General features: G+C 51.4%; 10 protein-coding genes and 7 pseudogenes. 6 read left to right on the forward strand and 11 right to left on the reverse strand.

What is annotated here, in order from left to right; genetic code table 11:
- The 4 genes from ACRDCA_RS25080 to ACRDCA_RS25095 form a co-directional block, all read left to right on the forward strand.
- A partial coding sequence (locus ACRDCA_RS25080; protein WP_438691966.1) for a transposase domain-containing protein occupies positions 1-105 on the forward strand: 105 nt, incomplete at its 5' end.
- A gap of 105 nt (positions 106-210) precedes the next feature.
- Positions 211-426 (forward strand): hypothetical protein, encoded by a 216-nt coding sequence (locus ACRDCA_RS25085; RefSeq protein ID WP_438691958.1) that lies wholly within the window; start codon positions 211-213, stop codon positions 424-426.
- 45 nt (positions 427-471) lie between these two features.
- Positions 472-702 (forward strand): arylsulfatase regulator, encoded by a 231-nt coding sequence (locus ACRDCA_RS25090; protein WP_438691959.1) that lies wholly within the window; start codon positions 472-474, stop codon positions 700-702.
- An 82-nt stretch (positions 703-784) separates the two neighbouring features.
- Entirely contained in the window at positions 785-1474 is a 690-nt protein-coding gene (locus ACRDCA_RS25095) for an IS110 family transposase (protein ID WP_438691960.1), read from the forward strand.
- Between the two features lie 158 nt (positions 1475-1632).
- Here ACRDCA_RS25095 and ACRDCA_RS25100 read toward each other — a convergent pair.
- The 5 genes and pseudogenes from ACRDCA_RS25100 to ACRDCA_RS25120 all read right to left on the reverse strand — a co-directional run.
- Positions 1633-1752 (reverse strand): annotated as a pseudogene (locus ACRDCA_RS25100) (IS5/IS1182 family transposase); the annotation flags it as partial.
- Positions 1753-1822: 70 nt separating this feature from the next.
- Positions 1823-2056: a hypothetical protein gene (locus tag ACRDCA_RS25105; RefSeq protein ID WP_438691961.1), complete on the reverse strand. Its 234-nt coding sequence runs from the start codon at positions 2054-2056 to the stop codon at positions 1823-1825.
- Between the two features lie 10 nt (positions 2057-2066).
- Positions 2067-2621, reverse strand: a pseudogene (locus ACRDCA_RS25110) (IS110 family transposase); the annotation flags it as partial.
- Positions 2622-3218: 597 nt separating this feature from the next.
- A pseudogene (locus ACRDCA_RS25115) lies at positions 3219-4068 on the reverse strand (IS110 family transposase); the annotation flags it as partial.
- Positions 4069-4234: 166 nt separating this feature from the next.
- On the reverse strand, positions 4235-4693 hold the full coding sequence (locus tag ACRDCA_RS25120; protein WP_438691962.1) for a GNAT family N-acetyltransferase: 459 nt from the start codon (positions 4691-4693) through the stop codon (positions 4235-4237).
- Positions 4694-4827: 134 nt separating this feature from the next.
- Between ACRDCA_RS25120 and ACRDCA_RS25125 the strand changes: the two are divergent.
- Positions 4828-5845, forward strand: a pseudogene (locus tag ACRDCA_RS25125) (IS630 family transposase).
- Between the two features lie 336 nt (positions 5846-6181).
- Positions 6182-6511, forward strand: coding sequence for an E492 group microcin (locus tag ACRDCA_RS25130; protein WP_438691963.1), 330 nt, complete (start codon positions 6182-6184; stop codon positions 6509-6511).
- A gap of 69 nt (positions 6512-6580) precedes the next feature.
- Here ACRDCA_RS25130 and ACRDCA_RS25135 read toward each other — a convergent pair whose 3' ends face one another.
- From ACRDCA_RS25135 to tnpA, 6 genes and pseudogenes are all read right to left on the reverse strand, one after another.
- Positions 6581-6895: a hypothetical protein gene (locus ACRDCA_RS25135; protein ID WP_438691964.1), complete on the reverse strand. Its 315-nt coding sequence runs from the start codon at positions 6893-6895 to the stop codon at positions 6581-6583.
- 146 nt (positions 6896-7041) lie between these two features.
- Positions 7042-8241: pseudogene (locus ACRDCA_RS25140) on the reverse strand (IS91 family transposase).
- 8 nt (positions 8242-8249) lie between these two features.
- Positions 8250-8438: pseudogene (locus ACRDCA_RS25145) on the reverse strand (hypothetical protein).
- Between the two features lie 991 nt (positions 8439-9429).
- Positions 9430-10974 (reverse strand): IS66 family transposase, encoded by a 1545-nt coding sequence (gene tnpC, locus ACRDCA_RS25150; protein ID WP_438691967.1) that lies wholly within the window; start codon positions 10972-10974, stop codon positions 9430-9432.
- A 59-nt stretch (positions 10975-11033) separates the two neighbouring features.
- Entirely contained in the window at positions 11034-11372 is a 339-nt protein-coding gene (gene tnpB / locus ACRDCA_RS25155) for an IS66 family insertion sequence element accessory protein TnpB (protein WP_438691965.1), read from the reverse strand.
- A pseudogene (tnpA, locus tag ACRDCA_RS25160) lies at positions 11366-11581 on the reverse strand (IS66 family insertion sequence element accessory protein TnpA); the annotation flags it as partial. The gene tnpB and the pseudogene tnpA, both read right to left, overlap by 7 nt.
- Positions 11582-11813 lie beyond the last annotated feature (232 nt).

Raw genomic sequence — 11813 nt, forward strand, 5'->3', positions numbered from 1 at the left:
GTGGAGCCGGAAGGCTGGCTGCGTGAAGTCATAGGTAAGATCAACGACTGGCCTTCAAACCGGGTAGATGAACTGCTGCCCTGGAACCCCTCCTCCGTAAAATAATCCTTACACCACGTTCAGGACGGAGCGCTTACGGAGTTGATAACGTTACACAATATTATTGTTAATCGCCTCAACTCGTTACAACGCCAACGAACCAGGCAAAGCATGGAAGATTTTCGCCCCGGAGATGTGGTCAACTTCCGGTCTGACGATGGGCAAACGGTAACAGGTGTTCTGGTTCGTCTGAATAAAAAAACAGTCACTATTCATACCGAAAGCGGTTCCCGCTGGAATGTTGCACCACAGCTGCTGACCAGGGTTAAACGCCAGCTGGAGTCAGAAATCCCAGCGGATACAGATATCGAAAAAAAGCTTCATTAACCCAATAGGGTAACTATCCAGAGTCACACATTTCAGGGGGTAAAAATGATCGATTTAACCGTAGAGCAACAGCAACTGGCGAAGATAGTCCACGATTATGGCTGCCGATTTCCTACGACAGAAAATGGTGATAGCCAGTTACTGCAGGGCTGCTATGACTACATGGAGGCTTTTAAGCAAGTGCTAGACAGCTCATCAAAAGTCCAGATGGACTACATCTGCCTGCAATACCCAGGATTTTTTCGCTTTGCAAAACTGATGGAGTGTAAGCGATGAGATGGTCTTCCCCCTCCTTCACGGCAGCATCTATTTCCGCCATGATGGACAAACTTTGAACAGAAAAAATCAGAGGGATACCATGTCTGAACTTAAAATCACCAGCATCGATTTGGCTAAAACGAACTTTTATCTTTTCAGTATCAGTGCTTATGGAAAACCAGCAGGAAAGATAAAACTTTCACGTAATCAATTGCTCAACTGGCTGGCTCAGCAACCGTTGATGATTGTTGTTATGGAGGCTTGTGGAGCATCTCATCATTGGGCCCGGGAGATACGGAAGCTCGGGCACAAAGCAATTTTGCTTCCGGCTCAACATGTAAGAGCTTATCAACGACGTCAGAAAAATGATTATAACGACGCACAGGCGATAGCTGAGGCCTGCCAGCATGGAACTATACGACCTGTACCAATAAAAACTCTGGATCAGCAGGATGTGCAAACTTTTTTAAAAATGCGCCAGTTGATCTCTATGGAAAGGACACAACTGATAAATCATGTTCGTGGGCTTCTGGCTGAATACGGTATTGTGCTGAATAAAGGTGCGACAGAATTGCGCCAAAAGCTGCCTGCACTGCTTGAGGATGCGGAAAATGAACTCACTGATACCATGAGGATGTTGCTGCATCGGCAGTATATTCGACTGATTACACTGGATGACGAACTGGGATGGTATGATTCCGAACAGAAAAAATATGTCCGGCAGGATCCTGTATGCCAGAGACTGTTGGCGATCCCAGGGTTCGGCCCTCTGGCCAGTAAGGCCGTGTAAGCGATAAGGTCGGAATGCGCGAATGTCTCATCAAGGCCAGAAGCTATGACTACACTTCATCAACAGGCCGGATATACGAAAGCAAACCTGTCACTTTCATTGTAACTGTGCTCTTGCAATACGGGGGAAGACCATATACGGCTCATTTAGACCGTATTGGCACTCATTGCCACACGATTATCAACGCGTTTACGATGAGTCTCCAGCGGGTGACGCGTTTTGTGCTCCGGGATAAGTTCCCAGAGTTCATCGTTGAGCTGCCACTTGCTGTCTGCCATATTTCGCCCTCAGAAATTGTCATTATTTAGTGACTGACAATTCCTTTTGGGATAGGTTCTAAGCTGACTATCATTTTTCTTTCGACATTCTGGCCACTATCTTACGCACCGCGTTGTAAACCAGATCGATCAAACGGAAGCAACCTAAAGGAATGACAAATAAAAGAATGGCCTTAGTAAGCCATAAAGGTAACTCGATAACAGAAACAGCTAAAATACCAACGCAATAAAACAGAGGATTAACAATGAAAAACACAAGAACAAAAATCCATGTGGAATATAAAAAATTTGATTTAATCATCATAGTGTAACCCTCTTTTTTCGATGCCGTTGATTTGCTCATCCAGGTCACTAAGCCTGTGATGCTGCTCTTCCAGCAAGGTTATCAGGAAGGGTGGCAGCCTTTCTCTCAGACGCTCCAGTACCACGGGTACTGCTTTATCCAGAGAAGCCCGTCCTTTTCTCACTGTTTCACCGAACTCCAGGAACATACCGTGCAGCGCATTTATCTGCGCGGTTCTGAACTTCACCAGCTGTCGTCGCATACGGTGTAAGGCCAGGATCGCCTGCTGTTCTTCCGTTTTTACCGCGATGGCTTTTCCCGGTTGTTGCACCGCCATCCAGATAGCGCGGGCATCCATTACGTCATTCTTGTTCCCCATCACGAATGCTTTAACAAACCGGGCCGGAAGCAGGCGAACCTTGTGCCCTTGTTTTGTCAGTTCCCGGGCCCAGTGTTGAGAGCCGCCACAGGCTTCCATGCCAATCAGGCAAGGTTCACGATTAATGAAGAAGGCCAGAAAATCCTGGCTGCGGATCTGCTTATCAACCACCTCACCGCTGTGCTCATCAATGAAGTGAAGCTGAATAAGATGTCATAGAAACCGCTTTTGAATCAAGACTGAGGCGGAGCACAGCATCATGAGCACCGAACAGTCTTGCTGAAAAAGCGGTTATTCATTGCCAGCTCATTTCTCCGCTGTCGTGGAGTGGGATGCGTTCATCTCATTCATAAAGAACTCAGATGATGAGGGTCGCCGGTCGCGCGGCATAGCCGCCCTGTCTTGATAGATTTTGCCTATCCCATCCCTCGCCCTGAGGAGCCTAATCCACTTATAGCGTTACAAAACTGTTTTTGCGCGGTTGGAGTGGTCACGGCAAATCGCAGCCGATCGCCGCACAAGATGCATTGGTACGGATCTGTGCCCAGGAAGCCTCTCATCAACACCGCGAACCCTGGCTGTTTGGGCTTATCCCGCACCGCTTCATCCGTCTCTTTCCGGCTTCCCCATGATCCCTGCGGTTTACGCCAGTTCAGCCGCACCCTTTTCAGCAAACGGCAAAGCGGCTGGCAGATAAAAAGAGCTTGACATCGCCATTGTTGATAATGATAATTAATTACAATTAATGTAATAGCTTCATTATGAAGCTATAGATTGGGGGGCCCTATTAAGTTGTCAAGCATATTTATGACGCCGTAGAGCCTTGGAGATCGGATCTCTGAGCGCAGCGAAGGCCGACAGGAACAGCGCCCGTTTGAGGGTTTTATTGCCCCTCCTTGACGGATGTTCGCCGCGTATCGACGAACCGGAGCGTCGGGTTACCGGCGCAAGACCGACATAGGCGGCGAGATGTGCAGCAGGCGACCTCTGTGAGGAGTCTGGCTGCGCTCCTGACACCGACTCCGGGCATACTGGTCAAGACCGGGTAAAGAGGGTGAGCAAGGACCCGCTGTTCTACCTCAAGTGCCACCTCGTCTCTTTGCTTACGTAGCGTGATGAGCTGGAGTGCCAGACGTGGCAGAACAATGACTGCAGCATTCGTGCCGGGAACGACGACGGTTTGCTCGGTCTGTGCCTGGGTGATGTCCGCAGCAAGGCGTTTTCCCAGCCGAGGGACGAGTTTACGGAGCTGGGTTGCCAGCTTCTTCTCACCCAGCGAAGCGAGTTTTTCGGGGGAGGGATATCGCTGGAGAAGATCGAGTACTGCTGGATGATCCAGCCGTGGACCAAGAATGCGTTCCAGTGCCGGATGTATCTGGGTCAGGAGGCCACGGATACGGTTGCTGACCTGCGTTGTCTGTGCAGCAAGATCATCATCGAAGCCGCAGAGCATGGAGAGCTCGGCAATTTGCTCGTCAGCCAGTTTCAGCGTGCGTAGCACGTGAGGTAGGGGACGGGCGGCCTCGGCGATGATGGCCGCATCACGGGCATCGGTTTTGGTTTCACCGGCGTGTAAGTCGGCGATGCGGCGCATTGCCAGTCCGGGAAGGTATCCGACAAGGACGCCTTCGGAGCGGGCAACGGCGACGAGTAACCCTTCAGTTCGGGTGGAGCAACCATCGAAAGTACTAAAAACGGTCTCAGCGTAATACAGGGTGGAAAGATATAAGTAGTCTAAATAACTGTTCCTAATAGTAGATCACTTCCGGAACTTACACCAAATTGAAGGTACCCCTCAATATGGAGTGTTTAAACGACAATCAAAGATCCAGCTTTTCCAGCAATATTCGTCTGTACACATTAGTCTGCCGTTTGATGAAGCCTGTCTTTTTATAAAGCTCATTTGCTGCTACACGTTCTGAACGGGACGTCAGATCAATATAACGCGCTCCGTAGGTACGTGAGTAAACAATAGCAGAATGAAGTAATTCAGAGGCGATCCCTCTTTGTCTGAACCGGGTACCGACAATCACGTCTTCAATAATACACTTCTTACCCGACAGCAGTGTTACGCAAACTAATGTCAACATACCCGCTGGTGCTGGTATTGCATCGTCATAAGCCACAAATATTTGTACCGCTTCAGAGTTAATAATTTCTTTAAGAACATCGAATTCCAGATCTGATGCTGTTTCTGACAGCTCAGACAGTAAATTCGTCAAATCGGAAACCAAAGTCTCAGTTACTGATGAAAGACGTTCAACCCTGATGTTTTGCATTCCAGCACCGCTCCTGTGAGTTTGCTTATATGGCTGCCCATATTCAGGCAGTAGCGTATTTTTTCAGGAACTCAGTCCCGGTTGCGGGATCTGACCAATCGTCAGAGACTCCAAATCACCATCCGGACTGAGCAATGCCAATTATAGCTTTCATTTCCCGTACTGAACGACGCATGATGCAGAAAACTATTCACAGAACAAAGGATAAAAACCATGCCCGCAGACTGACCGCCATGCTGATGCTGCACCGGGGCGACAGTGTCAGCCATGTTGCCAGAACACTCTGTTGCGCCCGCTCATCCGTGGGGCGATGGATTAACTGGTTTACGTTATATGGTGTGGAAGGCCTGAAATCCTTACCCGCAGGGCGTGGCCGCCGCTGGCCGTTTGAACATATCTGTGCACTGCTGCGTGAACTTGTAAAATATTCTCCGGGCGATTTTGGTTATCAGCGTTCACGCTGGAGCACGGAACTGCTGGCGATAAAAATCCGTGAGGTCACCGGTTGCCCGCTACATGCTTCAACCATCCGGCGGTGGTTTGGTATGGCGCAGAGCCGCGCCGACACTGCGTATCCGTGACCCACACAAAGAAGAAAGGATGGCCGCTATCCATGAAGCGCTGGCGAAATGCAGTGCGGAAAACCCCGTGTTTTACGAAGATGAAGTGGATATTCATCTCAACCCGAAAATCGGTGCTGACTGGCAGTTACGCGGGCAGCAAAAGCGCGTTGTCACACCGGGTCAGAATGAAAAGTATTATCTTGCCGGTGCACTGCACAGCGGTACGGGAAAAGTCAGCTACGTTGGTGGAAACAGTAAAGGTTCATCCTTATTTATCAGGCTGTTAAAACATCTGAAGGCGACATACCGGCGGGCAAAGACGATTACGCTCATTGTCGATAACTACATCATCCACAAAAGCCGTGAAACGTTGCGCTGGCTAAAAGAGAACCCGAAGTTCGGGGTGATTTACCAGCCGGTTTACTCACCATGGGTGAATCATGTTGAACGCCTGTGGCTGGCATTGCACGAAACTATTACCCGTAATCACCAGAGCCGCTCAATGTGGCAATTGTTGAAAAAAGTCCGTCACTTTATGGATACCGTCAATCCGTTCCCTGGTGGAAAACATGGACTGACAAAAGTGTAGCGGTATTAGGATCACTTATTTAGTGTTCATGGTTGCTCGAATATCAGCGTATGGAGAAGAGTATGACAATTGGTTCGTTTGCTTTTTCACCAGTTTTTCTTTCAATTATGGCTTTTTTGTTTTTTATAAATGGAAAATATAAACCAAAAACAACAGTGAAGAGTTTTATAGCAATCTTTGCGTTGTCGTTTTTTATTTGTTTTATATATCCTTTAGTTAAGACACATGTTACAAATTCTTATAATATGTTCGATGATTTTTATTTGTTCTGTTTCATTTCTTCACTGATAGCTGTGGCAATTAACTCCATATTTTTTATTATGATGAGATTGAAAAATGGAAGAAATTAATATTGAGAATTTGAGTTTGGTAGCAGGTTCTAATGGAGCCGATCCTAACAGCCAACTGCTTCATGATTTAGGTAATAACATGGCATGGGGGGCTGGTTTAGGCACTGCATTTGGCGGCGGTGTTGGCGGTGCTTTGACTGGCGCTGTCGGTGGTGCTTTGCAAACTGTAGGTCAAGGGTTGATTGATCATGGCCCTGTGAATGTCCCAGTTCCTGTTTTAATTGGTCCAAGCTGGAATGGCTCATCTCGACCACCTAAACCCCTTATTTGCATGAGTAAGCAGGGGCAATATGAATCCTATTGCAACGGGCTGTAATCTTCAATAAGTTAAAGGGCTCTGTCGCATTAGCGTAGGCAAGTTAGCAAAAGTCGTGTTGCCGATTTTTTAGGTGGCCAACAGATAAAATTGTTCCGCTGGTGTCAATCCGTCGCTGGCGGGATGATGAAGCTGTCCTTTGCGCTGTGCCGAATACCGTTCCAGTTGACTATTTTGAGTAGTTTTAACGGCACTGTTGCAAATATTCAATGTTGATAAACTGAGCTCTCTTTTTTGTAGAAGGATCAGCACATGAACCCTCTCCATAGCCGACATTTTCAGGGGGACATCATCCTTTGGGCTGTTCGCTGGTACTGAAAATATGGCATTAGCTATCGAGAATTCAAGGAAATACTTGACGTATAGGAAATTGAAACCATCCATGCCCCCTGAGCGTGGTAGTTAAAATTTGACCGCACTTTGATTCACGTGCCAGCAAGTAAGCAGATACCGCGGGAGTTGATGATAATTCAGGCTTTTTCAGGCCGTTTTTTGTGTTTTCTCCTGATGGCGGGCAGATCTTCCCCGCATCAGGCCGGGATATACCTCATCAGACTGATCTCCCGCGCGTGGATTTTCAGCCCCTGTACTGACAGTCCTGTCACCGCCCGGCGGTACACCAGGCGGCCACCGCACAACACGCATTCAAACGGGTCACGTCGCAGGAACTGTTTACTCATCTGCGCATAGCACACCTTCACCACCGGCTCCGGTTTTTCCATCCCCAGCGCGCGGTACACCTGCGGCAGTTTTTCTCCGCACACCCGGTTGGCCAGAAAACCAAAATAGCGCACCATCCGGAAGAACTTCTCCGGGATGTGCTGTTTCAGACGCGCCACGCTCTCACGCTGTGTCAACGTCTCTGTGGCCTGCTGGCCTGTATTGTGGTCATGATAGCGAAAACTCAGCGTGGCACTGCCGGCGTAGTGCGCCAGCCGGGAGCCCGCTATCGGCGGCTTTTTCAGGTAACGGCCCAGATATTTCACGGTGTTTTTACCACCCGCTGTCTTTTTTGACATGTACACATGCCAGTAATCACCTCCAGCGGTCAGTATCAGGCTGCGCCACTGCGATTCGGTGGTGATGTGTGCCAGGGAGGGCGGCACACATCACCGTCGGACCCGTTGCCCAGCAGCAACTGGCGGATATTCCACATCCAGCGGGCGCGCATGGCGTCCTTGCGGAAGCTTATTTTTTTTCCACTTTCCGTGCTCATCGATGCCACCGCAGGTGACGGATACGTGAACGTGGGGATGCCAGTTAAGGCGGCGGCCGTAGGTATGAAGGGCGCAGAAAATGCCGATATCCAGCCCGCGTTTGCCAGCCGCATACAGCAGGTTATCGACCGCCATGCGGCAGAGGTCGTTAAGCAGCCAGCGGTTGACCTCAAACAGGGGCCACAGCGAATCGGGGAGAGTGAAGACCAGGTATATCCAGTTGCAGTCCGGAAGACGGTTAAGCTGGGCGGCGATCCACAGGTCAGTGGCCTTTTTACCGCAGGAGGGGCAGGCCCGGCGGTGACAGGCATTGGTGATATACCGGACGTGCAGGCACTTCGCATTATCGCAGGCATATTCCTTCACGCCGCTGATGCGGGTGCCGCAGGCCAGCATCTTGGTGACGGCTTCCACTTCGATATCGCGCAGACCGCCGGCATCGAGAAAAGAGGTCCAGCACTGGTTAGCCGTAAAGAGCTTTTTGAGTGGGCGAGGGGTAAAACCGGACAGCATGGAACAGACTAATCTCCGGTCGTCTGCAGGCGAGCGAGCGCAGCGATATCGCCACGGCGCTCCAGGATGGAGCTGGCGACCATAACAGGCGGTGGGTCCATGGGTTTGAGCATCTTCATTCAGTCCCATTCACGCTGAGAGAGCTTATCCGCGTCAACGGAGAGCAGGATCGTGTCAATACTTTTACGGGTCATCATAGGGGATGGGCTCTGAGAAAAATATGTTGTCAGATCATACATATTTTTTCGGACGCAGGGCAACCTCCGGGCTGGCAGCAGGCGGGGTTTTCAATTTGCAGCCGCCAGGCTGCCCTGTTCAACGAAGTAGGGCTGCGGGTTTGGAAGCATATTGGGGACCAGGTAAATATCCCTTCCTATCTGAGTATTCAGTCAGTTGCAAGTGCTACATAGCGCGATTCAATGCGAGACAGCAGGCTATTTACGACATTGATGATGACGTTGATACCCTCCTTTTTTTTGATGGACTACTCACTGTCCTAATGCAAGGTTGTGGGTACGATATTTGTCTGGTGGTCAGTGGAAAATATCGTGGGCGTTTGCTCCATACTGATTGTAATTTAACTCATCCTTTCAGTTTCATCTCCGAACTTGATTTTCTCACTTGGTATGAACGTTGGCTAGACGATATGCTGGACCATACCTTGTAAGGGGAAAATGCACGTTAAGGAATGAAAAGCCCAGGAAATGTGCGGGGTTACGCGTTGTGCCAAACGAAGAAATCTCTGTTCATTGATAGGTGTAGCGGCCTGCCAACATAATCGCCTCTGCTCGCAAACATCGGGGATTCCTGCTCGAATTATCTGACAATGGAGCGACGGTCGTGCCCACGCTCTTTGCCAATGTGCTCGCAAACATGCGGCTCTGCTTGCAAACATCCACTGTTTGCTCACATTAACTGCCAATGAAACTGATACCGTAAACATGGAATCTTGAGCGCCCAGCCGTAATCTCATTACCTTAAGTGGCACGATGTAAAGGCCAGGCTCTGTCACTGTTATCGCTTGATGGTTAGGAGATTGAATCGCTTCTTTTGAGAACGCCTGACCATGAATGGCATAACGATACATCCGCTGATGGCGCGGCCATGCGTGAGTTTATGGTAAACGTCCGGGCATCTCACCTTACACTGGGGCGATTGAAGTTAATTCAGCGAGTTCGCAGGAAAGTATTAACCGAAACGGTTGCCGGCGTACGGCAGCAGTTCGTCCAGCTGGCTGTTTGGCCATGAGGGCAGCCGCGTCAGCACATCACGGAGCCAGACGCCCGGCTCTAGACCGTTCGCCTTCGCCGTTTCCAGCAGGCTCAGTATCGCCGCCATACGCTGCCCAGCACGCAGGCTACCCGCGAACAACCAGTTCTTACGGCCCACTGCCACCGGACGTATCGCATTCTCCGTCCGGTTGTTGTCTATCGGCACCCGGCCATCTCCCAGATACATCAGCAGACTCGCCCAACGCTTCAGCGTGTAGTCGATGGCTCGGCGTATCCCCGAGTTGGGAGCCGTTTTCTGTTGCTTGAGCAACAACCACTGCTGGAGTACCTCCACTTTCGGTCTGGCATAACGTTGCCGCCATCGTCGTCGTTGCTCCGGCGCCCGTTTCCGTATCAGCCGCTCCAGCTTGTACAGCTCGCGGATAGCGCTCAGCGCCACTTCCGCTACCGGGCTGCCGTTGGCCTTGTACTGGTCGAAGAACTTGCGACGCACATGCGCCCAGCAGCCCGCCTCCTGCACGTCCCCCCGGTCGAACAGCGCACGGTAACCGCCATAACCATCGACAACCAGCGTTCCTGCCCAGCCGCTGAGTATCGCCTGCGCATACTGCCCGCCGCGACCGGGCTGGCAGTCATACAGCCGGATGTTCCGTGCAGCGCCGGCAGCGCTGACGTATGCCCACAGGTACCCCTTCTGGCTTTTCCCCTGGTCGGGGTTGAGCAACAACAACGGCGTCTCATCCGCCTGCAATACAGGCTGCAGCAGCAGGTCTCGCTGTAGCGCATCTGCCAACGGTTTCAGCATGGCGCCTACGGTGCCGAACCAGTCACCCAGCGTGCTGCGGGGAATGTCGGCGCCGAGCCGCTGGTAGATTTTTTGCTGGCGGTATAACGGCAGATGGTCGCAGGCCTTGGCGATAACCACCTGCGCCAGCAGACCCGCTCCCGGTTGGCCTTTTTCGATAAGCTGAGCAGGAAGCAGTGCAGCATGGACGGTATCGCAGCATGGGCAACTGTATTGGGGGCGAACAGTGCGATGGACGATAAAGTGCGCCGGCACATACTCCAGCCGTTCGCTGATTTCATCGCGCAGGAAGCGCAACGCATGACTGCAGTCAGGGCAGACCGGCGTGTCCAGGTCCAGACGGATATCTTCACGCGGCAGGTCTGCGGGCAGCGGTTGGCGTTTAGGCGAGTCTTTGGCTCCCGGCAACAGCATGGCCAGCTGCTGCTCGATATCAGCGCCATCGGCAGAGACATCTTCTTCGACTAACTGACGGCGCTCGCCCTGGAAGGCTTCACTTTTCTTGCCGAAGCACCAACGGCGACCAGTTTTCAGGGCTTCTTCCAGCGTCAGGATCCGGCGCTCTTGTTCTTGAATATGGCGTTCCTGTTCACGGTGCCGTTGTTCCCACGTTGTTCCGTGCATGGCGAGCAGCACCAACGCCCGGGAGCGCAGTTCGTCGGGATCTTCCGTGGTGAACAGCGGGTCGATATTCATGCCGACAGCATGCCATAACCAATAGCGAACATCACGCCATATCAGGAAGTTAAGTACGCTCAGGTTTCCCATTGGGGTAGAGCCAGCCCGTCGACCTGTTGCCAGTCAACCCCTATGACCAGCCAGGAAAACTGCTCAGCGGTCATTTGCCAGGTATCGTCTCCCTGGCGGGGCCAGGTGAAGTGGCCACGATGCAACCGCCGGGCGCAGAGCCAGACGCCGTGTTTATCCCACTGTAGCACCCTGATGCGCGAGCGTGTCCGGTTGCAGAAGACGACGGCAGCGCCCTGCTGCCATTGGCCTGGCAGGTGTTCGGCGACGAAACGGGTCAGGGCATCAATACCCTGGCGCATATCGACGGGCTCCCGGGCCAGCCAGACGGTGTGGGGTATCAGCATAGGTCGAGCACCCTCAGTATAGCCGGCAACTGGGCGGGCTGGCAGGAGATGGAGCAGCGGCTCAGGTTGAGCGTCACCGTTGCGGCATCGTCGGGCGAGGAAGAAATGGAGACGGGAATAAAGGCAGACGCTGGCGTTTCCTGGTGCTCTGTCGGAGGCCATCTGGCCAGCCACCGGTTGAAGGATGACCGGCTAAGGTTGTGCTGTTCGGCATACTGTGCGTATTACCACTCAGAGAGATCGCCTAATAACATCCATCGAGATCGGGTAATAACATTTGACTGGATCGCTGAATAACATTGCATACCCTTACCCATAAGCCCAAAAGGTGGTAGTTTATTGATAAATTAACTATTATTTCAGAGGCACAATGGAAAATTGGGTTATTCAGGAACTGGAATCTCTGAATGTTGGCGACGCCAGGCTCGAAAGGCGAGTTAA

Origin of the sequence: Serratia sp. (in: enterobacteria) (assembly GCF_051654945.1) — a bacterium.
Lineage (GTDB): Bacteria > Pseudomonadota > Gammaproteobacteria > Enterobacterales > Enterobacteriaceae > Chania.